22 protein-coding genes are annotated in these 24,217 nt (G+C 61.5%); 10 read left to right on the forward strand and 12 right to left on the reverse strand.

All coding sequences use genetic code 11. The features are described from left to right. Nucleotides 1-167: 167 nt before the first annotated feature. Nucleotides 168-3,215, reverse strand: a complete 3,048-nt coding sequence (locus SMA01S_RS02615) for a TonB-dependent receptor domain-containing protein (RefSeq protein ID WP_066817007.1) — start codon at nucleotides 3,213-3,215, stop codon at nucleotides 168-170. Between the two features lie 343 nt (nucleotides 3,216-3,558). Here SMA01S_RS02615 and SMA01S_RS24410 point away from each other — a divergent pair, with 343 nt between their 5' ends. Together SMA01S_RS24410 and SMA01S_RS02620 are read left to right on the forward strand one after the other, a co-directional pair. Next, nucleotides 3,559-3,708, forward strand: coding sequence for a hypothetical protein (locus SMA01S_RS24410; protein ID WP_157093761.1), 150 nt, complete (start codon nucleotides 3,559-3,561; stop codon nucleotides 3,706-3,708). Nucleotides 3,709-3,735: 27 nt separating this feature from the next. Next, complete coding sequence (locus SMA01S_RS02620) at nucleotides 3,736-3,927, forward strand: hypothetical protein (protein ID WP_066817009.1); 192 nt, start codon at nucleotides 3,736-3,738, stop codon at nucleotides 3,925-3,927. A gap of 188 nt (nucleotides 3,928-4,115) precedes the next feature. On the opposite strand, the gene SMA01S_RS02625 is transcribed toward SMA01S_RS02620, so the two are convergent. The 5 genes from SMA01S_RS02625 to SMA01S_RS02645 form a co-directional block, all read right to left on the reverse strand. After that, nucleotides 4,116-5,681 (reverse strand): tannase/feruloyl esterase family alpha/beta hydrolase, encoded by a 1,566-nt coding sequence (locus SMA01S_RS02625; RefSeq protein ID WP_157093762.1) that lies wholly within the window; start codon nucleotides 5,679-5,681, stop codon nucleotides 4,116-4,118. Nucleotides 5,682-5,781: 100 nt separating this feature from the next. Further along, on the reverse strand, nucleotides 5,782-8,109 hold the full coding sequence (locus tag SMA01S_RS02630) for a TonB-dependent receptor (protein WP_084250001.1): 2,328 nt from the start codon (nucleotides 8,107-8,109) through the stop codon (nucleotides 5,782-5,784). A gap of 334 nt (nucleotides 8,110-8,443) precedes the next feature. After that, entirely contained in the window at nucleotides 8,444-8,758 is a 315-nt protein-coding gene (locus SMA01S_RS02635) for a non-heme iron oxygenase ferredoxin subunit (RefSeq protein WP_066817011.1), read from the reverse strand. Nucleotides 8,759-8,800: 42 nt separating this feature from the next. Further along, entirely contained in the window at nucleotides 8,801-10,423 is a 1,623-nt protein-coding gene (locus SMA01S_RS02640) for a thiamine pyrophosphate-binding protein (RefSeq protein ID WP_066817012.1), read from the reverse strand. 13 nt (nucleotides 10,424-10,436) lie between these two features. After that, on the reverse strand, nucleotides 10,437-11,891 hold the full coding sequence (locus SMA01S_RS02645; protein WP_218016822.1) for an NAD-dependent succinate-semialdehyde dehydrogenase: 1,455 nt from the start codon (nucleotides 11,889-11,891) through the stop codon (nucleotides 10,437-10,439). Nucleotides 11,892-12,019: 128 nt separating this feature from the next. Here SMA01S_RS02645 and SMA01S_RS02650 point away from each other — a divergent pair, with 128 nt between their 5' ends. Further along, entirely contained in the window at nucleotides 12,020-12,871 is an 852-nt protein-coding gene (locus SMA01S_RS02650) for an aspartate dehydrogenase (RefSeq protein ID WP_245649125.1), read from the forward strand. A gap of 304 nt (nucleotides 12,872-13,175) precedes the next feature. On the opposite strand, the gene SMA01S_RS02655 is transcribed toward SMA01S_RS02650, so the two are convergent. Continuing rightward, the gene (locus SMA01S_RS02655) at nucleotides 13,176-13,562 is read right to left on the reverse strand and encodes a nuclear transport factor 2 family protein (RefSeq protein WP_066817015.1); all 387 of its coding nucleotides are present in this window, start codon (nucleotides 13,560-13,562) and stop codon (nucleotides 13,176-13,178) included. A gap of 251 nt (nucleotides 13,563-13,813) precedes the next feature. On the opposite strand from SMA01S_RS02655, the gene SMA01S_RS02660 reads away from it, so the two are divergent. Beyond that, nucleotides 13,814-14,458, forward strand: a complete 645-nt coding sequence (locus SMA01S_RS02660; RefSeq protein WP_066817016.1) for a TetR/AcrR family transcriptional regulator — start codon at nucleotides 13,814-13,816, stop codon at nucleotides 14,456-14,458. Nucleotides 14,459-14,497: 39 nt separating this feature from the next. Here the strand turns inward: SMA01S_RS02660 and SMA01S_RS02665 are convergent, their stop codons facing one another. Continuing rightward, the gene (locus SMA01S_RS02665) at nucleotides 14,498-15,379 is read right to left on the reverse strand and encodes a LysR family transcriptional regulator (RefSeq protein ID WP_066817017.1); all 882 of its coding nucleotides are present in this window, start codon (nucleotides 15,377-15,379) and stop codon (nucleotides 14,498-14,500) included. Nucleotides 15,380-15,471: 92 nt separating this feature from the next. Between SMA01S_RS02665 and SMA01S_RS02670 the strand changes: the two genes are divergently transcribed. Next, on the forward strand, nucleotides 15,472-15,894 hold the full coding sequence (locus SMA01S_RS02670; RefSeq protein ID WP_066817018.1) for a VOC family protein: 423 nt from the start codon (nucleotides 15,472-15,474) through the stop codon (nucleotides 15,892-15,894). Between the two features lie 109 nt (nucleotides 15,895-16,003). On the opposite strand, the gene SMA01S_RS02675 is transcribed toward SMA01S_RS02670, so the two are convergent. From SMA01S_RS02675 to SMA01S_RS02685, 3 genes are read right to left on the reverse strand one after another with little or no spacing between them, the layout of a single operon-like run. Further along, on the reverse strand, nucleotides 16,004-16,690 hold the full coding sequence (locus tag SMA01S_RS02675; RefSeq protein ID WP_084250002.1) for a fumarylacetoacetate hydrolase family protein: 687 nt from the start codon (nucleotides 16,688-16,690) through the stop codon (nucleotides 16,004-16,006). Between the two features lie 7 nt (nucleotides 16,691-16,697). Continuing rightward, nucleotides 16,698-17,483: an alpha/beta fold hydrolase gene (locus SMA01S_RS02680; protein ID WP_066817019.1), complete on the reverse strand. Its 786-nt coding sequence runs from the start codon at nucleotides 17,481-17,483 to the stop codon at nucleotides 16,698-16,700. 1 nt (nucleotide 17,484) lies between these two features. Continuing rightward, entirely contained in the window at nucleotides 17,485-18,471 is a 987-nt protein-coding gene (locus tag SMA01S_RS02685; RefSeq protein ID WP_066817021.1) for a DODA-type extradiol aromatic ring-opening family dioxygenase, read from the reverse strand. Between the two features lie 358 nt (nucleotides 18,472-18,829). On the opposite strand from SMA01S_RS02685, the gene SMA01S_RS02695 reads away from it, so the two are divergent. Beyond that, entirely contained in the window at nucleotides 18,830-20,098 is a 1,269-nt protein-coding gene (locus SMA01S_RS02695; RefSeq protein ID WP_084250003.1) for a Rieske 2Fe-2S domain-containing protein, read from the forward strand. 45 nt (nucleotides 20,099-20,143) lie between these two features. On the opposite strand, the gene SMA01S_RS02700 is transcribed toward SMA01S_RS02695, so the two are convergent. Then, the gene (locus SMA01S_RS02700) at nucleotides 20,144-20,941 is read right to left on the reverse strand and encodes a GntR family transcriptional regulator (protein WP_066817025.1); all 798 of its coding nucleotides are present in this window, start codon (nucleotides 20,939-20,941) and stop codon (nucleotides 20,144-20,146) included. 143 nt (nucleotides 20,942-21,084) lie between these two features. On the opposite strand from SMA01S_RS02700, the gene SMA01S_RS02705 reads away from it, so the two are divergent. The 4 genes from SMA01S_RS02705 to SMA01S_RS02720 are packed head-to-tail and all read left to right on the forward strand — an operon-like array spanning nucleotide 21,085 to nucleotide 24,156. Next, complete coding sequence (locus SMA01S_RS02705; RefSeq protein WP_245649126.1) at nucleotides 21,085-22,209, forward strand: Rieske 2Fe-2S domain-containing protein; 1,125 nt, start codon at nucleotides 21,085-21,087, stop codon at nucleotides 22,207-22,209. After that, entirely contained in the window at nucleotides 22,206-23,048 is an 843-nt protein-coding gene (locus tag SMA01S_RS02710) for an alpha/beta fold hydrolase (RefSeq protein WP_066817029.1), read from the forward strand. Before SMA01S_RS02705 ends, SMA01S_RS02710 begins: the two co-directional genes overlap by 4 nt. Next, complete coding sequence (locus tag SMA01S_RS02715; protein ID WP_066817031.1) at nucleotides 23,045-23,344, forward strand: hypothetical protein; 300 nt, start codon at nucleotides 23,045-23,047, stop codon at nucleotides 23,342-23,344. The genes SMA01S_RS02710 and SMA01S_RS02715 overlap by 4 nt, the downstream gene beginning before the upstream one ends. After that, a complete protein-coding gene (locus SMA01S_RS02720; RefSeq protein ID WP_066817033.1) occupies nucleotides 23,344-24,156 on the forward strand; it encodes a DODA-type extradiol aromatic ring-opening family dioxygenase in 813 nt (270 codons plus the stop codon). Before SMA01S_RS02715 ends, SMA01S_RS02720 begins: the two co-directional genes overlap by 1 nt. Nucleotides 24,157-24,217 lie beyond the last annotated feature (61 nt).

Raw genomic sequence — 24,217 nt, forward strand, 5'->3', positions numbered from 1 at the left:
TTATTGAACGTTCACGTCCTAACGGGTCGCACCAGCCCGCACCCTGCTTGAATTTCCATCATTGGGAAATGTCCTCCATCTACACGGGGCCGGACGTTTTTCCGAAGACCAACGCCCCTGGCCCGGCGAGGTTCGGGGGCATCCCGACGGATGATTTATGGAAAGTCCTAATACCGCGCCGTGAACCCAACATAAAAGCGGCGGCCGAGCGGGTCGTAGAGCGAGGGGTCGGTCTGTCCCGCGAACCCGTCCACATCAAGCGGCTGTTTGTTGGCAAGATTGGTGACGCCTGCGCGCATTTCGAACGCTTTGGTCACGTTGATCCGGCCAAAGACATCGAATGTGCTGTAGGAACTCACACCGGGCCGGACGCTGGTCGGGCTCGTCACGCTTGTCGCCGAGCGCATCCCGTCGAGATAATTCCAGCGCACCCCGATCGTCGCGGAGTCCGTGGCGTAGGCGAGCGTGGAGTTCACCTTCCACCTAGGAACCGAACCCAGCGGCCCGCCCTGCGTACCGGCGAACTCCAGGAACGGCAGGTTCGACAGGCTGGCGATCTTGAAACTGTTCACATAGGTGCCGGCCACATTGGCGAGCAGCGATCCGTTGCGAAGGCCGATGCCCCAATCGAGCTGGAAGTCGATGCCGTCGGTCTTGAACCCACCCGAGTTCACCGGCCGCGTCGCCAGATTGATGATCTGCCCACCGGCGGAGCGCGTGATCGCCTGACAGAACACGCTGTTCTGATCGAACGTGGGATTGGCGCCGATCTCGTTGAAGCAGTTACGCAGCGCGGTTGTCGCCGGAATGTAGTTTATCGCGTCCTTGATGGCGATGTTGTAATAGTCGATCGAGAACGACAGGCGCCTGAAGATGCCGCTGCCCGGACCGGGCCGGAATACGGCGCCGACGGTATAGGTGTCCGCCGTCTCGGGTATGAGTGCGCTGTTCGAGACGGTAGTTCCACCGACTTGTGGTACGGGGAAGCTAAAGCTGTCTACGGTCGCTGCGGGCACGCCTTGGGTTATACACAATTGACGAACCTGAGCTCGGCCAGGATTTGTCGCCTGTCGGAAAGTAGATGCGATATCGCAGGGGTCACCCTGCCCCAGGGCCGTGAAACCGATGAAAGGAGGGTTTGCTACCGCACCGCGAGACAACTCTGCGATATTGGGCGCGCGGATCGCGCGTTGATATCCGCCACGCAGACGCACCACATCGATCATGGTCCAATTGAAATCGACCTTGTAGGTGCTGACGCCGCCGCTGCTGCTATAGTCCGAATAGCGGAACGCCGGGCTGATCGTCAGTTCCTTGATGCCAGGAACATTCTTCAGGATCGGCACCAGAAGCTCGCCGTAAATCTCCTTAACGTTGATTGAGCCGGTCGAAGGCTGCGAAGCTGAAAGGCTGATGAAATCGGAAGTGCCGGTGGTGCTTAATACCGGATCGTTGTGCATCTGATATTTGATTTCGCGATATCCGGCACCGGCCGCGAAGCGCACGTCACCGGCGGGCAGCGTGAAGAACCGCCCCTGGAGGTTGGCTTCCACGACGTTCTGCGTGATCTGCGAATCCTTGGGCGCTTCCCGGCTGGCAAATGCAACGCATTCCGGCGACAACGGGTTGTTTCCGAATGGATTGAAGCCACCCGTGCACAGGCTGTTGCCACCGTCGGGTGCAAACAACAGCTGCTCAAGGCGCCGATAGGAAACGGCACCGGAATAGGTCGTTTCGTCGATCTTGGTGCTGCCATGGGTGCCATAGATTTCCCACGAACCATCGATCCCGGGCAGCTTGCCGCTGACGCTTAGCAACAACTGATACAGTTCGGTATTGAACCGCTGCGCACGCGGGCCAAAGGCTTCCAGCGACTTGATTAGGCCGAAGTTCGCCCCAGCCTGCGGGCGGGATTGCAGCAGCGACTTCAAGTCGGCCGGTACGAACGGGTTGGTTACGGGAAGTACGAGGTTCCACACATTGAACGCGGCAGGAACGCCATTCTGCTGAACGTTCGTGTCGTACTTGGTGAACATGCCTTGGGCCATGACGGTCAGCGAATCGCTGAATTCATATTCGGCGCGCGCAAATGCGTTGTAGCGAGTCAGCGGCGTCGTGAGCAGCGTGTTGCTCGACTGGTCGTTCGTGAAAACGAGCTGACCGTTGACGTCCAGGAAATAGCCTGCATCGATCCCCGGGCCGCGATAATTCTTCACCCCGTTATTCTGAGTGTAGAGCGTGCCGTCTGCATTGAAACCGATGTTGGTGTTCGGCGTGACGACGCCGGTTACACCATATTTGCCGTTGAAGAGCGTCGACAGCGCCAACGCCGTAGGCAGGTTTCCGCCCGGCAGGAAATTCGGCGGCACGAAGTCCTTCGGACCGATCGGACCGGCTAGCGTCGGCTGGTACACACCCTCTGGCAGGGCATTGCTGCCCCCAAGCCCGGCGGCGCGCGCGCGAGCAAAATAATCGCGCGAATTTATCGTGACGCTGTTGCGCCCGTAATAGCCCCCCGATAGCATGATGCGCCCACGGCCATCGGCGAAGGTCTTGCCGGCCGTTAGCTCCAGATTATAGGTCGCGCCATCGCCCAGTTCGGTGACGCCGGCTTGACCCGAAGCTATCACGCCGTTGAAGTCACGTTTGAGCTTGAAGTTGATCACGCCCGAGATCGCGTCGGAACCATAGACCGCCGACGCACCGCCCGTGATAACCTCGACATTGTCGACCAGCGCGGCGGGAATCGAATTGGTGTCGATCTGAAGGCTCGGCGACGATGGCTGCGCACGGCGGCCGTCGATCAGCACCAGGTTGCGTGAGGCGCCCAAGCCACGAAGGTTCAGTGTTGGCTGGCCGACATTCGACGCCTGCAGGCTGGTCTGGAACGCCGTGGCCCCCGGCGTGAACTGCGGGAGGGACTGAAGCTTCTGCTCCACCTCTACCGATCCCTGGCTCTGGAGCGCCGCTTCGTTCATCGTAAGAATCGGGCTGTTCGACGAGAAATCCCGCCGTGCGATCCGCGAGCCCGTGACGACAATGTCGGCCTTCTCTGTCGAGGCGTCGACCTGCGGCCCTGCACTCGCCACCGAGGGAGGTTGCTCCTGATCAGGCTGGGTTTGCGCATAGGCCTGCGAGGAAGCCATTCCCGCAAAGCCGATCAAAATGCCGGCGCGCGATGCATTTATGAATAGACGCTGTTTCAACGACTTCATGCCCCCTCCCCCGATGGTCCGTGTGCGCAGCACGCTCGTCGCATGCGCTTTATAGATATACAGTATGCTGTATACACAAAAAATAGCGACGCTTGTCAAGATGGCTTGATAAGGGGTCAGGGGAATCGAAAGTAATCATATTGCCTGACGGATGATGCCTTCGAGATAGTTGATGTCCTACGCGGAGCGCGGTCTCCAGGGGGTGCACGAGATTCGCATCGTCCGCTCGCGCACCAGCACTGTAGAGGTTGCCTTGGACCCGATGCCGCCCAATGCCACGGACACATTCATCATGCTCAGGGACCGAAAGGAATAGCCCAACCCGTCGGAGGGCAAGGCCGCCGTGGTCGAACGGATCGAGGCCGGGCTCGCCCGGGTGCAGGGCCATGCCTATGAGGTCACCCAGCCGACCCAGATGCGGTTCAACGAGTTGATAGCCGGCGTGCGATCTGAAGTGGCGGTGAAAGTGTTCGGCGAGAACTTCGCCGAATAGAACGCGACCGACGCGAGGATCGCCCGCGTGCATCGCCGCACGGGGCGGGGCGCCGGGGACGTCAAGGTCGAACAGAGCGAAGGCCTGCCGATGATCGACATCGCCTATGCGCAGGATCGTGCCTCGCGGCTCGGAGTTCCCTGCGGCGTGCCCATCGCGCCGCCGGTCAACTGGATATTGATCGCCAGGCGCGCTGGAGTGGCAGCTTCTGATCGGTGAAGAGCAAATCGTCTGAGATTGGTCTGGGCGCGCGATATCCGATCGGATGGGAATCAGACATTTTCTAACGCGGAAAGACTATTTGGGCCACACGCAACGCACAGCGCCGGCGAGATGCTCTCCCGCCGACGCTGTCCGATCCAACTCTCGCCTGCCGCCGGGCCAGGCGCGCCGTAACGTTGAGCCGATCAATTCCGATCCGTTGGCTTCCAGATCCAATCGGCCCGATCTTCACCAACGGCCACTGTCTTCATGGCCCAATTGGCTGCTTCGTTGACATCGCCGTGTCCGACATAGCGGGCCACGTTGGGATAGGCATAGAGCGGCCGTGTCCGAACGAGGGTGCCTGCCTTGTCATGCTGCGTCGCCACAATACCGTCGGGCGCACGACCATGCTCAACCCAGTCGACGATCGCGGCGAGCATATCGAACTCGTTCGGCGCGTCGCCGCCACGGCAGTGGAACATGCCGGGCACGATGAAGAGCCGGAACCAATCGCGCGTCGAGGTCAATCCGCCTTCGCGATTCCAGACTTGCGCGTAGTAATCGATAAGTGCGTCCGGCGGGACGGCGTAATCGTAGCTACCATGATAGGCGATCAAGCGGCCGCCGCGCGCGTGAAAGGCGGCGAGATCGGGAGCCGCCCTGGGCGCAACCGGATCATATGTTGTTGTTGCAGCTTCCGTATCGGCAACGTCGCGATCCCAGTTGAAATCGCGGAAATTGTACGTCGGCCGCGGGGTCGGGAAAGCCAGGAAGCGCAGCGATTGCCGAGTGACCTCCGCCATCAGCGGACCGTTCCAGTCAAGCTCACTGCCACGCGGCGCAGCCCCAGGGTAAAGCAGCTTACCGGCACTATTGCGGGCGCCATCGTACATGGCGCGCGCAGCGGTCACCTGGGCTTTGGTCAGGCAGTTGGACGTATCTTGAGTCCGGCATTCGATCTGCACCGGATCGAAGCTGCAGCGCCGCGAATCTTCGATGATCCCGTCCTTGAGCCCATCCTTGGTGTCGCACGCCGCGTTGACCGCTGCGTGCAATACCTTGAGCGATTGAGCATCGAATACCGGCTCGTTGTCGCGGCCCATCAATGTGGACGCGATCCAATTGTTCCAGATTCCGCCCAAACGGCCGGCGAACGCCGGATCTCCGGCAATGACGCCGTCGAAATCGGTGGGATGGTTCTGGGCGATTTGGAGCCCCTCGCGACCGCCGGTCGAGCATCCCTGGAAATAACTATAGCGAGGGCCATTGCCGTAATAGGCCGCGATCATCGCCTTCGCCGCGACCGCCAGGACATGCGTCGCCCGCCCGCCGAAGTCGCGGCGCAGCATCGGATCGCCTGCCCAAACCGGAGCCACCCATACGCCACCGATATGGCCGAGGTTACTGGCAGCTACGGCAAAGCCACGTGACTGGCCGACCCGGCAATTCTCGATCGGATTGAAGCCGCAAAAACCGCCGCACCCGCCCTGGAGATACCGGCCGTTCCAGTCCGCCGGCAGGCGCAATTCGAACTGTATCTGCGGCGCGATCGTCCCCGATATCTTGCAATAGCTCGAGACGCCCGGCGCCGCAGCGACGGTTTCCGCACTCGCGATCGCCGTCGCTGCGTCAGGCAGACCAGCAAAATCGAGTGTCGCCATGCGTTCGCAATTCGACATGGGCTTGGCTTGCTGCGCCTGCGCCGGGCTTGCGAACAGGCCGCAATATCCGAGCACTATCAGGATAATGTACAGAGGTTTGAGTGACATAAGCGATCTCTTCCTGCTGGCCGCGAAACGGCCGTTGGTCAGTTCGTGTTCGACGGCCGCCGTCGGGTCAACGCCGCACAATTGACCCGACGGCTCCCTGTCAGAAGCGCAACGCCGCCTTCATGCTGATCGTACGGGGCCCTGGCGAATAGATGCGGATGCCGTCGACCGAGTCATAAACGCCCAAATAGCCCACCTTGTTGGTAAGATTCTCGACCGAGATTCCATAGTCCACCCGGTCGGTGCGAATGCCGATCTCTGCGCTGACCGACGCGAACTGAGGCAATTTGGTGTAGAAAGTGCTGGCAGCGCTGAACGAGCTGTAGGAGGCGCTGCGATAATTAACCGAGGCGCGGCCGTAAGCTTCGACCCGATGTCCGATATCGCCCTTATACTCGAGGGAGGCATTCGCCATGATCCGCGCAATAAAGGGCAGGCGGTCGCCCTTGTGGCCAACGGTTCCGGAGGCGATGACATCGGCTGGCAGGTCAGTGCCGAGTTTGGAATCGACATAGGTCATGCCGGCGCCAAGCGTCAGATGGCGATCCGGCCGGTAGGTCAGATTGAGTTCGGCGCCATTGGTGCGCGTGATGCCAGCGTTGATCGTGTAGGTGAACGCACCCGCGGCTGTCTGAGCGACGAGTTGCTGACCCGACCAGTCGATATGATATGCGCTGATGTCGAACGAAAGCTTGAGGTCGAAGAGCAGGCCCTTCACCCCCGCCTCATAATTCCACAAACTGTCTGGGCCATAGGTGCCGGGAAATACCACGCCTGCCTGCTGTGCCAGGGACGTCGTGCTGTTTACGCCACCAATGCGGAACCCCGATGCCGCCCGGGCATACAGGCTGATGTCAGGCGTCGCTTTCCAGAGAAGCGAAAAATTGTAGCTCGGCTTCTTATCATGCGTAGTCTGATCGGAGACGACCGCGAGCGGGCTCAGAATTCCGCGAAAGAAGTCCGGAAAGATAGTCTGTCGGTTCTCCGTTATCCGGCGCGTGTCAGCCTTGAAATACCGAAAGCCGACCGTGGCTGTGAGGTTCCCGACAATTGTATAATCACCCTGAATATATGCCGTATATTGGTTGGATATGGTCGTGTTCAGCGAGCCGAACTGATAGTCGCTATTTCCCACACCCGGACGCCTGAATCCGTCCGCGATACACTCTTCATAGGTATAGCATCGCGCGAGACCAGCACGGTCGTTGGTAACTGCATTTGTTCCATTCAGGTTTTTGTCATACTCATAGAAAAGGCCAGTAACGATCTGAAAGGGACCGCTGAACTTGGATGAAAAGCGAATCTCGCCGGTCGCATATTCGAAATTGATCGTCGGCACATAGACGGTTCCGGCCAAACGAAACAGATGCGCGGTCACACTGCTGTCCCGCGCAGCCAGATTGTCCTGCTTGCCATATGACCCGGAGGCAACGATGTTGCCGAAACCAAGATCATAGTCCGCGGTCGCGTTGTAGAGCTGCACCTTTTCCCGGAAGAACTCCACCGATGGGGAAATCGACTTGTAAGGACCCTGATCCTGCTGCCAAGCAGCGACGCCATCGACATGGATTCTTTGTTGGCTCGCCGATAAAAGCAAGCTCAGGTCCGGAGTCGGCTTGAGCAGCGCCGAAACGCGAAAGCCGGTGATGTGCGAATCATTGACGTTGGCATGGTAGACGCCATTGATCGTCTGATCGATATAGCCGCCGCCCGACTGCCCCCAGACAACGCCTCGAACGGCCAGCACGTCCTTCACGACCGGCACATTTAGCGTCAGCGAGCCATCGTAGTTGGGATTGCCACCATCAAGGATGCCGATCGCACCCTCGGCATGACCGCCGAAAGAGGTCAGGTCGGGCTTCGCAGTAATCACGCGCAAAGTGCCGCTGACCGAGCCCGAGCCGAATAAGGTGCCCTGGGGACCCTTGAGAATCTCGATATGGTCAATGTCGCGGAGTTGGAGCGCAGGCCGCCCATCTCCCAAGATGCTGGTCGGGGCGCCTGTTCCGCCAACGATCGGCATTTCGTCAAGATACAAGCCGGTCGTGGCCCCGGCTTGCGACTGGATGCCACGAATGACTGTCCGCTGCTGGCCGGCACCGAACGTGGTAATGTTGAGCGACGGATCAACCTTGCGGAGGTCCTGAAAGCTCGTAACATTCGCCTCCTTCAGGGCCTCCCCCGAGACGGCGGCTATGGCGAGGGGAATATCGCGCGTTTTTGTATCGCCACGCCGCGTAGCGGTAACGACGATATCGGTCCCGGCGGGGGGCGCATCGTTCGCCTGAGGCGCTGCCGGCGAAGCATCCGAAGCCGGGCCGCTCTGGGCGCACGCCTGCCCGGACAGCGCCAACAACAACGCGCTTGCGGCAACTGAGTACGTCATGCGGCTTCTAAGGAGCCGGACACGACTGTTGAACGCGATCATTTTCACCCTCCCTTTTTCTGACAAGCCGCGAGCTGCATGCTTGCATGCCCGCTGCCAGAAACGGCCCGCGACCTACGTGGACCTCATTACCGCCGATCCGCAGCGCCATGTGATACAGCCCAGGACGGTTTAGGTATGCCGCATGGTGTATACATTAATTGACGTTGTCAAGTCGAGGATCTGGCGTCTTTCGGCGATCGAACGCGCGAGCCGGAAAGAGCGCTACGGCAGTGAAAGCGGCGGCCGGCGTGAACGCGCCGCGCCCGTAAAGGACACGGCGAGCTCATGCTTTGCGGCGAAGCGCTGCCAGGTCGGACGAGCGCGCTCGGGTAAGTCAATCCGCTCGCGCAAAGAGCGAACCATCCCGTTCTTCGACGGCGTAGGTTTTCAAAGCCCTGGTGCAGGGAAATTCCGTCGCGGCACCCGTACGGATATCGAAAGCACCGCCGTGGAGCGGGCAGAAAATGACGCCATCCTCGACTTCCCCTCCCGATAGCGACACGAGCGCATGCGTGCACATGTCGTCGGTGGCGTAGAAGCCGTCTTCGAGCCGATACACCGCGATGCCGTCATCGAATCCCGGCGGCGTGACCTGGATGACACCGTTCTCGGGGACGTCGCCGGCTTTGCAAAGATAGATGCTGTTCATATTACCATAAAGTCCCGTCAAATTTGATGCTTGTGGCCATCGTCATGCCTCGACCTTGTCTTTCTTCAGGACGAGACCGTCATATTCGCGGCTGTCGACGATCGCCTCGACGATCATCGGTCCTTCAGCGGCAAAGGCGGCGTCGAGCGCAGCACGAAATTCGTCAGGCGCACTGGTGCTGATGACGGGAACACCGAAGAGATTACTGCCGCCGATCGTCCCGCCAGGACGCACCGGCGTGCCGTAGATCGGGTTACCCTTCTTCTCCTGCTTGATCCTGATCAGCGCCAGGTCATTGTCGGTCAACACGACGACGACGATCTTCGTGTTGTAGCGCACCGCGGTCGCGAGTTCGCCGACGGTCATCAGAAAACCCCCATCCCCGACCACCGCGCAGACGGCGCGATCGGGATGAACCATCTTGGCCGCAATCGCCGCCGGCAGGCCGAACCCCATCGTCGACCAGCCGTCGGTCATAAGTTGCGTGCCGGGCGCCGGTGTACGCCAGAGCTGCCCGATCAGATGGGTGTGTGCCCCGACGTCGCAGGCCATGATGCCGTCCTGGGGGAGCATGTCGCGCAAGATCGTCAGGACCGCACAGGGTCCGAACGGACCATTTCCCGGCTCGAGCTTCTTGAACATCGACGCGCGACGATCGGCCAGGGCCGCCATGTCCCAATCCTTGGCGTCGCTTTGCAATGCCAGGAGCGCGTCCAGGCTGGTTTCGATGTCGCCGACGACGTCAGCCGCAACGGGATAACCTTCCTCGATATCCGCCGGTTCGGTATCGAGGCTCACCAGCGGCACTCGCGGCATCCAGCTTTCGTAGTTAAACTCGACCGGATCGTAGCCGACGCCGATGACCAGATCGGCCTGGGCGTGGGTTTCGCCAACCTCGTTGCTGAGCGCATGGAAGAGGACGCCGGCATAACTGCGATGCTGTTCGGGCAGCAACCCCTTCGCCATCGGCGTCAGGACGACCGGCAGATCGAACCGCTCGGCGAGTTCCCGAACCTTGCCCCCGACTCCCGCCGCAACGGCGCCAAGGCCCACCGCGATGATCGGCTTGCGAGCAGCGAACAGAGCTTGCGCGGCAGCGGCGACCGCCGTCGGATCGGCAGTTGGCGGACCCGCGGGCGGGGTGAAGGTGACCGATTCCTCCCCTGCCTCCGTCGCTGACAATCCCACGGGAAGCCCTACGTGTACCGGGCCGGGACGAGCGCTCATCGCTACTGCCGCCGCGTCGAACAACGTCGCCTTCACCGAGTCCGCGGCGAGCCGCGTCGTCTTCTTGGTGAGCGGGGCGAATAGCGCCTGGTGGTCGATGCCCATCTGCACGGTTCGGCCACGCAATTTCGGGCCGAATTCATCAGTCAGCGCGATCATTGGAGAGCGATCTAGCAAAGCTTCGCCGACACCGGTCGCGAGATTCGTGGCGCCGGGACCGAAGGTGCCGAAACATACCCCCGGCCTTCCGGTAAGGCGGCCATAGACCTCCGCCATCATCCCTGCCCCACCCTCGTGGGTCGCCAGGATGAATTCGATGCCGTCGGCCTTGCGGAGCTCCTCCATGTAATCGACCCAGCCCCCACTGGGCACGCCGAAAACATGCGTCACGCCGATTTCCTTCAGCGCTTCCACCACCTTGGTTGCTACTTTAGCCATTTTCAGCCCTTCTTCATGATGTTGCGGGCGTGGCGGAACCAAGGTCCACGCACAGATATTTGAGTTCGGTGAATTCCTCGATGCCGTGGCGCGAACCCTCACGGCCCAGTCCGGACTGTTTGATGCCCCCGAAGGGAATCGGCGCGCCGGTCATGCTGACGGTGTTGATCCCGACCATTCCGTATTCGAGTGCATCGGCGACGCGGTGCGCGCGAGCCAGATCGCGCGTGAAGACATAGGCGGCGAGGCCATATTCGGTATCGTTTGCCGCCGCGACGACCTCGGCCTCGCCATCGAAGGGGATCAGCGCCGCTACCGGGCCAAACGTCTCTTCGCGGGTAATGAGCATGTCGAGGGTGACGTCGGCAAGAACGGTCGGCGCGAAGAACAAGCCGCCCAGTTCATGGCCGCCCCCTCCGGCCACAAGCCGCGCCCCTTTTCCGAGCGCATCGTTCACATGTGCCGCAGACTTGTCGAATGTCCGCTGGTTAATCAGCGGCCCGAGCTCGACGCCGCCATCAGTTCCCGCACCGACCCTAATACGCGCGGTGGCGACCGCGAATGCGTCGACGAACGGCGCATAAATATCGCGGTGGACGTAAATCCGATTGGCGGCGAGGCAATCCTGGCCGCTCGTCTGGAACTTGGCGGCGACCGCCGCTGCCGCGGTAGAGTGGATATCCGCATCGGGAAAGACGAGCAACGGCGCGTGCCCGCCCAGTTCCATCGATACCCTCTTGAGCGTCGGCGCGCATTGCGCCGCGAGAATTCGCCCGACCTCGGTTGATCCTGTGAAGGACAGCCCGCGCACGGCAGGATGCCGGCACAATTCTCCGACGAGGGTCGGCGCGTCGCCCGTCAATACGGAGAAGACCCCGGCCGGGATGCCGACATTTTGGGCGATCATCGCCAATGCCAACGCCGAGAACGGCGTTTCGCTCGATGGCACCGCAACGACCGTGCAGCCGGCAGCCAGCGCAGCAGCGGCCTTCCGGGTGAGCATCGCGGACGGAAAATTCCAGGGCGTCACTAAGCCGACGACCCCGAGCGCCTCACGCTGGGTCAGCAGCTTTCGATGCGGCAGATGGCTCGGGATGACCTCGCCATAGACGCGGCTCGCCTCTTCGGCGAACCAACGCACGAAGCTGGCGCCATACTCGACCTCGCTTAGCGCATCGGCCAGAGGTTTTCCCTGCTCGGCGGTCATGAGCGCGGCGAGTTCGCGCTTACCCTCCAGGATCGCGTCGGCCCATGCCAGCAAATGGTTGCCGCGCTCGCGCGGCAACAGGCTTTTCCAGGCACGCAAAGCTTGCACCGCGCCCGCGATCGCCTCCTTCATATCGTTCACGTCGAGATCCGGGACGGTGCCGACCAGCGCCCCGCTGGCCGGATCGAGAACCTCGATCTTGCGTTCGGCAAGAACCCATTTGCCGTTGATCAACGCGGCCTCCCGCAAGAAGCGCCGCATGGCGCGAGGACCGCGCTGCGACTGCAGATCGACGAGATTATCCACTGGCATCGCGTGCACCGTCCCCTTCATTCGCCGCTTCACGACAGCGCCAATTAATGTATACCGCATGCGCTATACGTCGTCCAGTGGTTGTTGGCGATGTTTCTTTTTTGAATCCAACCGACGAGGAAAATCGGATGAAGGTAGGCATTGCGGGCTTCGGGGTGATAGGAAAGGCGGTCGGCCGGGCGCTTGACCTGGGGATAGAAGGGGCGACGCTCGAGGCGGTAGTCAGCGGGAATGCGCAAAAGGCCCGAGACGCGATGCGCGACTATGGCAAGCCGGTGGATGTCGTATCGCCGGCGGAACTTGCTGCATGCTGCGACGTGATCATCGAGTGCGCTCCCACGGCAGCGTTTCTCGACATCGTTGAGCCGGCCCTCGCCGCAGGCCGCCAGGTCGTCACGGTGAGCGCGGCAGCCCTTATCGAGAACATGCATGTCGTCGATGCCGCGCGCCATGCGGGCGGCCGCATCATTCTCGCCACGGGCGCGCTGCTCGGCCTGGACGCCGTGCGGGCGGCAGCCGAAGGCGAGATTTACTCGGTGACGATGGTCACCCGCAAGCCGCCAAAATCCCTTATCGGCGCGCCCCATCTCGAACGGAACGGCATCGACGTGACAGACCTTACCGAACCCTTGCTGGTCTTCCGCGGCAGCGCGCGTGAAGGAGCCGCCGGATTTCCCGCGAACGTCAATGTCGCCGCATCGCTCGCTCTGGCCGGCATAGGGCCCGATCGCACCCAACTGGAAATCTGGGCCGATCCGACAAAGCAACGCAACACGCATACGATCAAGGTCGATGCAGACAGCGTGCGGTTCGAGATGACAATCGAAAATGTACCGACGCCGGAGAAGCCTGGCACGGGGAAGGTAACAGCGCTTTCGGTGATCGCCGCGCTCAAGAGTCTCACCTCGACGCTGCGCGTCGGGACTTGATAATCTCAAGCGATTGATGGCGGATGTCGGTCCGAAGGCGTTGTCCGCGTGGCGGACTATGCCGGGCCGGTTGCCTTTGGGATGCGACTGCCCGTCGCGAACGAGATGCCGAAGGAATTGGCGGCCTGGTTCGGTTTGCCTTGCTGAATCTGTTCTGGCGTTTCCCGTTCGGCCTCAAGGGGCACCGAGCATAACGCGGATGCGCGTGCCGCCGACGGAAATGGCGCGGTATTCTTTTGAACGGGTTCCGAGGGAAATGCCGGAGGCTGTCACAAGACGCCTCCGGCAATAACACGCCCGCGCCTTAGGCAACCGGCGCATCGTGGGTGTGATAGATCTTGCTGACCACGATCCACTTGCCGTCCGTCTTGAGAAGATTAAAATAGTCGGTGAAGCAGAAGCCAGACACGTCGTTCGTATCGATACGGGCGCTGGCTGCGGTCCCGCTGATGTCGATATAGGCGAACACCGCGCGGGCTTCCGGCGAGGGTCGGAAGGATGTGTCGATCCCCTTGAACAATGTATCGATTGCGCCGCCCGACAGTTTGCCATTCTCGATGCCGAAGATCGTTGCTTCTTCCGCGAACGCGGGCTTCATGATCGCGCTATCGGCCTGTTTACCGCCTTCAATGTACTTGTTCAGCACTTCGATGATAGCGGCGTAGTCGTCGACATAGGTCGGTTTCGTCATGATCAGTCCTTCCAGGTTGAAATTACCGGCCTGTCGCCGGATAGGGGGGGCGATCTTCAGACTGCATCTTCGAGCGCTATGGAGACCGAGACCCGCGAGGCGCTTGGCACGGTTACCGAGCCACCACCAGGAGAACCGCCCTCCCCCTGCGCTACTTAGAAAACTCGGCGCCTAAATTATTGTATCGTTCACTACGTAATGTAATTTGTAGTCTTCGTTACAGAACGTCAACCCTGTTATGGCTGAAAAAGATGCAACCGTTCGATCCCCCCGCGGCAGACCGCCTGGTGCCTCGCGCCAAGGGGCGCCCTCGCGCCTTCGATCGCGGCGCCGCGCTCGAAAAGGCGCTAGGCGTGTTCTGGCAAAAGGGTTTCGCGCCCGCTTCGATCGCGGAGCTGTGTGCCGCGATGGGGATCAATCCGCCGAGCCTGTACGGCGCGTTCGGCAACAAGGCGCAACTCTTCCTGGAGGCGGTCGACCATTATGAGCGTGTGTTCTGGGACGAGACCTGGGACGCGATGGACATCGAACCGGACGTGCACCTCGCGATTACCGCGTTTTTCGCCGAGGCCGCTGCGATTCTCACCACGCCCGAGGCTCCATGCGGTTGTGTCGTGGTGCTGGGAGCCATCAATGTGCCGGCCGAGTTCCAGAGCGTCGCCGATGCGCTGAAAGCGCTCCGTGAGGAAGGGCGCAGCCTGTTCATCGCACGACTCCGCCGGGGGGTCGCCGAGAGGCAGCTGCCTGCCGATACAAATCTCGAGGCGATTGCCAATACGCTGCACACGCTCCTGCAAGGCATGTCGATCGAGGCGAGCGACGGCGCGTCGCGCGCGCAGCTCGATCAGGTTGCCGAGTGCGCACGGGCGTTGATGCCCGCGCCCCAGAGCCGCTGAAAGCAGCCGCGGTGGGGATTTAGTGGGGCTGAAACGACGTCAGCCCTCCGCCGCGCTCCTTGACACTCTTAGCGCAGGTGTCAGCAGCGCGATTAGCTCCTGCCGCGGCGATAACCGGCGATAATAGAGACCGACACGCCGAACTGGTGCGTCCGGCAATCCGATCGTCATGACCGCGCTGCCGGTTGGGCGCGGACCGACCCAGTCCGGGATAACGGCGACGCCAAGCCCGGCCGATACCATTGCGACGATCCCGTCAAGCGCGTCGAGTTCGATGCGGTCGTGGACACGCAAGCCGTTCAGCTTCAGCCAATGATCGACGATCCGCCCACCCCAGTTACGACGATCGTAGCGGATGAACAGCTCACGAGCGACCAGCGCGAGGGGGTCCACGACCGTCGTGCCGGGCGGTACGATCAACACCAGTGGCTCCTCGATCCAGATCTCGAAGGTCTCGCCCTTGCGCGGCGCAAGCGGTGGCTCGACGACAATTGCCGCATCGATCGTGCCGGCGAGTACCATGTCGCACAGCTCCGCCGACGTGCCGGGCACGACGACGATGTCGAGGCCGGGGTTGCTCCGCAGCAAGCTGACGAGCAGCATCGGGAGCACGCCGGTGCTAGCCGTCGCGATCGTACCGATGCGCAATTCACCGGCCACGATGCTGTGCTCCGTCGCGAGATAGCGAAGGTCAGCGGTCCGGGCGACGATGTCACCGAGCGATTCAGCCAGACGCGACGCTGCGCCCGTGGGCACCACCATTCTGCCCGTGCGTTGAAGCAGGACGGTACCGATATCCGCCTCCAGCCTCTTGATCCTGAGCGCCACCGCACCTGGCGTGATCGCCATTCGACGCGCCGCACCGGCGATCGATCCCGTCTCGATGACCGCGAGCAACGTCTCGGCGAAAACGGTATCCATCGTCAGCTTTCCTCTTCTGTGAAGGCACAGAATATCAGCTTTCCTGACGATGCGCGACAGCGCATGGTCTGCTCTCGACAAGGAGTTTCGCCATGACGCTGCGTCCGTTTCACCTGGCCTTTCCCGTTCACGACATCGACGCCGCTCGCGCTTTTTGGGGCATGACGATGGGCTGCCCGGAGGGCCGCAGCTCGAACGGATGGATCGACTTCGACTTTTATGGCCACCAGATCGTGACGCATCTCGTCCCCGGCATGGAGGCTCCCGACGCGGGCGGCAACGCGGTCGACGGACACCACGTGCCGGTGCCGCATTTCGGCATCGTGCTGGAGATGAAGGACTGGCAGGCGCTCGCCGATCGCCTCGTCGCGGCGGGAACTAGGTTCGACATCGAACCCTATGTCCGCTTCAAGGGCGAGGCCGGCGAGCAAGCGACTATGTTCTTCCGCGACCCCAGTGGTAACGCGATCGAAATGAAGGCGTTCGAGGATCTTGCTCAGCTCTTTGCCAATTGAGGCAGGCGCGCGGCTGCTGACGCGCATCACGCCCGAGCTTGCATGTGGCACCCTCCTGCCCGGTCAGGACATCGTGCGATCAGCGCCGGCAAGGACCGGCACGGAGGTTTCAGACGATGACCGTCTCCAACGATCCAAGCCCGGCAATGCTGGCGGTTATCCTGTCGCCACGGACTACCGGGCCGACGCCCGCCGGCGTGCCCGTGTAGATCAGATCCCCCGGCTCCAGGCGCACGAGCGTCGACAGTTCGGCGATGATCTCGGAGACATTCCAGATCAACTCGCCGATATCCGCGCGTTGGCGCGCCTCACCGTTGACCTGAAGACTTATCTCGCCGGCATGCGGGTGACCGACCGACCCGACTGGGAAGAGCCGCCCGAGCGGGGCCGATGCGTCGAAACCCTTCGCCATGTCCCACGGGCGGCCGTGACTCTTGGCCTCGGCCTGGAGATCCCGTCGCGTCATATCGATTCCGACCGCATAGCCCCAGACATGGTCCAGCGCCGCTGCGACAGGAATCTCCGCACCGACAATGCCTATCGCCACAACCAGCTCGACCTCGTGGTGCAAGAGCCGCGTGCGGGCGGGATATGGCGTCGGCGCACCACCTACCACGACCGAGTCGGCAGGCTTGCAAAAGAAGAAGGGACTCTCGCGATCAGGGTCGGCGCCCATTTCGCGCGCATGCTCGGCATAATTGCGGCCGACGCAAAAGATGCGTCGCACAGGGAACCGGCGGTCATCGGCGGTCGGGACCAACACGGTCTTGGGCGCAGCGAATGTCAGGTCGGTCATCGAGTCTTCATCGCGAATTCGACGGCGCGTAGCCGATATCAAAAAGCCATGATTCCAGCACGGCATTGAACGCATCGGGGCGCTCGTAAAAAGCTGAATGGCCCGTTCGCGATAACTCGACATAGCGCGAGTCCGGAACACCGGCCTGGAACGCCCGCACGGCCCAGGGCGGAAACAGAATATCTTCGTCGCCGACGATGAAGAGTGAGGGAACGCCAGAGGCGGCCAACGCCTCCGCGCTATACGAAGGCATATTGCCGTGAAGGGTGCGCAGCGTAATGGCATTGAAGCCGGCAATTTGGGAATAGAGCGTTGCGGCCGTTGGATTTTCGCGTCGGATTGTCGCGCCCAACACTCTCTCGATCTGCGTCAGCCCTGCCGTAGCGGCGCCGTTCGCGGCGAACCTATCTGCCACTTCGGGAGGCAGGATCGCCTGCGCCAGGCTGTCCGCCATAACCAGACCACTGACTCGATCGGGATGGGTACAGGTCATCGCTAGGCACGTTCCGCCCCCCATCGATTGCCCCACAAGTACTGCCCGGTCGATCTCGGCAGCATCCAGCACGGCGATGAGGTCGTCGACGAAACCGGCGCGCCCCTGTCCCTCAACATCGCTCGACAGCCCGAACCCGCGGTGATCCCAGGTAACGATTCGAAAGCGTTCAGCCAAAGCGGCTACTTGCAGATACCAGCTGGCGTGATTGCCACCCACTCCGTGGCTCAGGACAAGCGGAGGGCCGTCGCCAGTCAGTTCATAATAGAAGCGGCTCTGGCCGCGGCGTGCAAAGGGCATGTCAGCGCCAAACTGCGAAGGTCATGCCGCAACCGGTCCCCGCAAGGCTCCGGTAACAGGGTATATAGTCGATGAGCTCCATCTCCATCCCGCTGACCGCGCCCGCGAGTGCGGACCAACAACGGAATTCGGAATTACCCGACTGCAGCTTCTCGAGCGGCAGGTTGGCATGGTCCTCCACGCTGCCGCTGCGCAGGATTTCGATGAACGCGCGATCGAATTCCTCGTCGACCACAAAGTGGCTGAGACCACCGGTTGCCAGGATCGCGACGCGAATATCCTCCGACCAGGTCTCGACCGCGCGTCGGATGGCTTCGCCGAGCCGATAGGCGCGCGCAGGTGGCATGTTGTTGGGCGGGTAATAGGTATTGATGCTGACCGGGATGGTCGGGACCGCAATGTCGGGCATCATCCGACGGAAGACATAGCCGAACGAGTGGCTCATCGCCTGCCCTTCCGGCATATATTTCTGGTGGGCCGGGTCGAAGCCGTCCGCGATCAGGTCGCCGATCAGCCGATGTGCTAGGTCGGACGCGACCGGGTAATCGATGTCTTCTTGTCCGTACCAAAGCTCCTGCTTCAAGGTCGGATCATATTTCCACTTCATGATTCCCTGAGGCTTGTAAGGCAGCGCCTCGCCCCAGAAGATAGATAAGGCCGGCATGTTGTCGTCCTTGAACACTTCCTTGTGGTCGTCCCCGATTATGATGACGACATCGGCCGCCGCTTCGGAAAGGAGGCGCTTCGTCTCGGCGATCGCACGTTGATTCGCCTCGTGCCGCTCCTGCATCTTCTCGTCGGTGATTTCGTCGGCGAGAGCGCGATCCGCGGCTGCCAGGAGATCGTCGAATTGGACGCGGGCGCCGCTGTGATCGTGTAGCGCAAACAGGGTGCGGTCGTCGGTCGCCGCGCGCGCGCGCCACGCGGGCGGCTCCATCAGCAACGCCGGACTGTGCGACGAGCCGATGCCGAGTACAATCTTCGCCATATTATTTCCTCGCCCGATTTAATGTATGCAGTATCCATAATTTCGCTTTGCGAGAGATGCAAGCGGCGGTATCGAAAAATGCATGGCGGCTTGCGCAAGCGATCGCCATTAACGTATGCTGTATCCATTATGGAGAACATGCCCTCCTCTAGAACGAGTATCGTCTCGCGTCTCGCGCGATGGGGCAACAGGCTCGGCAAACGCTGCTTGGCGGTGGGGCTTGTCATCGAGCGCGGCCGGCGAGGTAACGAACTGGCGAGCATGTCGGAGGCGCCGGACTTCGGTGCGGAGGGACCGTCGGCGGAGCGCAAGAACATCAACTCCATGAGCGACCGAGGATCTGCCGAAAGGGAATGATATGCTGAGCGTAGAAGAGAATGAACTGTTGACCCGTGTCGGCCCGGGAACCGCGATGGGAAATGCCTTTCGGCGGTTCTGGCTACCGTTCCTGCTTTCCGACGAGTTGCAAGTCGACGCCGCGCCGCGCCGCGTGAGGTTGCTGGGGGAAGATTTGATCGCCTTCCGCGACACGGAGGGGCGTCCCGGGCTGGTGGATCGCTATTGCCCGCATCGGCGCGCCGATCTCTACTTTGGTAGGGTCGAACAATGCGGCATCCGTTGCGCCTATCACGGCTGGAAATTCGACGTAAACGGCAACGCAATGGATATGCCAGCTGAGCCGGCGAACACCCCGCTGCTCAGCGAAGCAAAGATCAAGTCCTATCCGATGCGCGATTGGGGTGGCGTCTTGTGGGCCTATATGGGCGACCCCGCGACCATGCCGGCCGAGGTGCCGCAATTCGAATGGGGCACCGTTCCCGCGCATCGTCGCGTCGTCTCCAAGCGGCTCCAGCAGAACAATTATGCCCAGGCCGTGGAAGGCGGCATCGACTCATCGCATGTCGGCATCCTGCACAGCCTGCTCGAGCCCGAGCCCGAGGCGCCGTTCAAGCAGCGCCAGCTGCCGATCGTTCCCAACCTGCCGCTCATGGCGAAGGATACCGCGCCGCGACTGTTCGTGCGCGACACCGACTATGGTTTCATGATCGGAGCCCGGCGCAATGCGAGCGAAGCGGAATATTATTGGCGCGTCACGCAGTTTCTGCTGCCCTTCTACACCATGATCGCGCGCTGGGATGGCGAGCCGATCGTCGGCCATGCCTGGACGCCGATCGACGACTATAACACCTGGACGTTCACGATGACCTGGCATCCCGAGCGGGATTTCCGGGACGGAGAGCGGGATCCACACCAGATTCATGTCGCCGTCGAAGATGAGGTGGACTTTCTTCCGACCGCCAACATCAAGAATGACTATCTGATCGACCGCGAGCACCAGCGGCTGCACAGCATGACGGGGATCATGGGCATCGGCGCACAAGACGCCGCGATCCAGGAAAGCATGGGACCGATCGTCGATCGCTCACGTGAAACGCTCGGCTCTGCTGATGCTGCCATCGTCAATTTTCGCCGGCGGCTCCTGAAAATGGCGCGCGAAATGGAAGCAGGCGTCTCGCCGATCGCTCCGGCCCAACCCGATCTCTACCGCGTTCGCTCGGCAGGCATGGTGCTCGAGCGCGGCGTCGATTTTGCCGAGGGCCTTGCCGACAGAATGAAGGCGGGCTGATTTCATCGGGCGGCGGCGACACTCGACACCGAGCATCGCCGCCGATCAGGTGGCGGCGGCCTTGCGCGCCGTACGAGGTTTGCGCTGTTGTTTTGGAAGCTCGGCCTCGCCGGCCGCGGTCTGGTCAGTGGCGAGTTTTCCGACCGCGATCATATAGTCGCGGGTAGCATTCTCCGCCGCCTCTGCGTCGCCTCGCTCGATCGCCGCTAGTATGATGGCGTTATGATGGAGATCCATCTCCCGATACTTCTCGTTGCTGAACAACGCATTGCGCGCCGACAGAAACTGGTCCTCGATCAGCAATGAGCAGCGCCGCAGCGGCTCATTGTCGCACATCTGTCGAATATCGATCCGAAATTGGTGAACGGCATCCACATATGCGCCGAATCTGCCCGATGCATGTGCGCGTTGAGCGCGCTCGTATGATTTTCGAAGCGCCTTGACTCGTTCGGTGTCACCGCTGTTCGCCGCGTAAAAAGCAACGCGCGGATCGATCAGGATGTGAACCTCGATGCGGTCGGCAAATTTCTTCGGCGTATCCACCGGCAGGGTATAGCCACGCTCCTCGCTGACGATCAGTCCGTCGCGAAGCAACTGGAACAGCGCCTCCCGCACGGGCGTTCGCGACACGCCGTATTTTTCGGCGAGTTCGACTTCGTACAGGCGATGGCTAGCATTGAAACTGCCCGCCTTCAGGTCGTCCTTGATGAGGTCATAGACCTGGTCCCGGAGACGTTTTCCGTAAACCGCTTGCGCAGGTGCCTTGGCCAAATCCCACTCCATTTCGCCACCAAAAATTTGGTCGTTCGCCGCGCTATAGCCGGAAACCGGTGCGAGCGTCACCCCATAGCGTATACAAAGAACAGTTTTGACATGATAAGTCAGTTGTGTATACTGCATCCAGTAATATCGGCGGAACCGACGTTTAATAGGGCCAGAGGATGCTACGGAATCCGACTTTCGTTGAAGAATCGATTTTGAGGAAAGTGCCGCGGTGGCGCGATTATCTCGAAGCCAAGCTTGGGTTTCGCAATCATTGGTATCCGGCGAAACTCTCGCGCGAGCTCGACGAAGGGGCGGTCGCGAAGGTCACCATTTGCGGTGAAAACATCCTGCTTCGCCGAATCGACGGTCAGGTCCGCGCGATCCGCGATCGGTGCCTGCACCGTGGGGTGCCACTGTCCCACAAGATTGAGTGCTACACGAAGGATACCATCACCTGCTGGTATCACGGCTTCACGTACCGGTGGGACGACGGGGCGCTATGCGACATCCTGGCGTCCCCGGATAGTCGCGCGATCGGCCGGGCCTCGTTGCGGACCTATCCCGTCGAGGAGGCGAAAGGTCTCATCTTCCTGTTCATCGGTGACGATGGCATCGCACCGGCCCCGTTCAGCGAGGATGTTCCGCCGACCTTCCTCGACGACGACCTTGCGCTGGAGGGCGACTCGTACGTCGTTGCCTCCAACTGGCGCGTCGGTGCGGAAAACGGCTTCGACGGTCTTCACGTCTATATTCATCGCGATTCGCCGCTCGTGCCGGACACTGACCGCTCGCTGCCGATCGGACATACGGCCCAGTCGGGCGATGTCGAGGTCATCGAGGCCGAAGGCAGACCCAAGGGCATCTACGACAGCTTTGCCAATCACCACGTCCTGTGGGACGGGGCAATCGGCGGCGAGATAGTCGTCAAGGGCGTGCGCAGCTCCAGGACCGATGGATCGGCAACGCGAACGACAGCCGCGTCGCTATGGCTGCCTGGCGTGCTGCGTGTCGATGATTTTCCCGATCAGGATCGCTACCAGTTCGAATGGTACGTGCCGATCGACGAGGATCACCATTATTACGTCATCATGATCGGGCGCCGGGTTTCGTCCGAGGAGGAGGCCCGCGCGCACCGCGAAGAATTCTGGGCGCGTTGGAAGCCGGTCTCGCTCGATGGATTCAACAACCAGGACATCGAGGCGCGCCTCGCGCTCGAGACATTCTATCGGAATGACGATGCCTGGTTGTCCGAAATGCTGATCGAAGGCGATGCACCCATCGTCAAGTGGCGGGAACTGTGTCACGCGCATAATCGTGGTGTCCAGTCGCCGGAGAACCTGCGATGACGCTGCCACCGGTAGAGCATCACGGTTTCGCCTCGCGAACGATCGACGCGGATGGTCTGCGGACCCATTTCCTCGATGGAGGTACCGGTCCGACGCTGATCCTGATCCACGGCGGCGGCGCGGGTGCGGACGGATGGGGCAATTGGCGAAGCTGCCTGGACGCCTATGCCCGCGATTTCCGCGTACTCGTCCCCGATATGCCGGGCTTTGGACGCACCGCGAAGCCAGATCCGGCGGCCTATGAATACACCCAGCAGAATCGCACGCGCCACCTGCTGGCCTTCATGGACACGCTCGGTGTCGATCGCGCGCACCTGATCGGAAACTCCATGGGCGGCGCGACCGCACTCGGCGTTGCGATGGCGGAACCACACCGCGTGGACAAGCTGGTCCTGATGGGCAGCGCCGGGCTCGCGATCGCCAATCCCGATCCGTCGTACATGAAGAACCTCACCGGCTATGACTATACCGTCGAAGGCATGCGCCGGATCGTCAGCGCACTGACCGCGCCTGGGTTCGAGATCGACGAGAAGGCGGTGCACTATCGTCACGCACTGATGCAAGACACCGCCGCGCGCGTCGCGCTGAAAGCGATTGTCACTCAGAAACTGACGTACGACCGCGACGCCATCGCCGCCGTCAAGACGCCGACGCTGGTGGTCGGCGGCAAGGATGATCAGGTCGCGGTCCTCGCGCGAACCTATGGATATCTCGAACTGCTCGAGAACAGTTGGGGCTTCATACTGCCCCATGTCGGGCACTGGGCGATGATCGAAGCGCCCGGAGAGTTCCTGGCCGTTACCAGCGCGTTCCTCGACGCCGGACAGTTCCGCGCATGAGCGGTGGCGACTCCTATCGGATCAACCGCATGATCCAGGATCTGAACGGCGACCCCGTCGCTCGGGAGCACCATTGCGCGGACCCTGATTTCACCTATGCGGCGTACGCCATCGATGCCGAGGAAAAGGCCCTGCTCGCCGACGGGTCTGTCGAGGCCATGGCGCGGCTCAACGTGCACCCCAATCTTCAGATGAAGTGGGTCTTCATCAACGCCAAGGCTCCGCCGCGCGGTCCCGGACCGCTCGGCGCCTACCGCGATCGGCTGTTTGCCCATTCCGGGAAAGGCAAGGACTGATGGGCAGGATCGTCGGCGGCTTCGCGACCTCGCACGTGTTGTTCGATCCGGCTGGTGCCGAAGAACAAGCGGAGCGCGTCTTTGCGGGCATGATGGCCATACGCGACCAAATTCGACGGCTCGAACCCGATGTCCTGGTGGTCGCGTCGGGGGATCATCTCAACAACTTCACCCTCAAGCATCAGGTGACGCTGGCTGTCGGTATTGCCGACACCTTCATCCCGCTCGGCGACATGGGTATCCCCCAGGATTCGTTCCGAGGCCACCGCGCGTTCGCGGAAGCGTTCGCGCAGTCCGCGGTAACACAGGGGTTCGATCTGGTGCAGGTCGAGGAAGCGCGTCCCGATCATGGGCTGATGTTGACCAAGCTGATCGCCGACCCCGATGGGAATGTCCCGACCGTTCCCGTGTTCATCAACAGCGCCATGCCCATCCCGCCCAGTCCGGCTCGGGCGTTCGGACTTGGCGAAGCGCTGAAAACAATGGTCGAGCGCGACCGCCCCCGGGATGAGCGAGTCGTGGTCATCGGCGGCGGCGGGCTGTCGCACTGGCTGCGGGTGCCGAGCGAAATCAAAGTAGCTGAAACCTTCGATCGTCATATCCTGGCGGAATTGACGGAGGGCCGCGCCAGGCAGTTCGCGCGAATCGATAATCAAACTCTGCGTGCTGAAACCGGCAATGGCGGCCTCGAGGTCGCTTCCTGGCTCTTCATGACCGGAGCCTTGCCCGACCGCGCGACCGGCCAGATTGTCTATTACGAGCCGGTCGAAAAGTGGGAATCTGGCATGGGGGGCGTAGCCTTCCATGTTTGACTTCGGCGACCAGTATCCAGACCGCGCGATTATCGTCCAGCCGGCCGCCAAGACGGCGATC

It is taken from the genome of Sphingomonas mali NBRC 15500, assembly GCF_001598415.1.
Classification (GTDB): domain Bacteria; phylum Pseudomonadota; class Alphaproteobacteria; order Sphingomonadales; family Sphingomonadaceae; genus Sphingomonas; species Sphingomonas mali.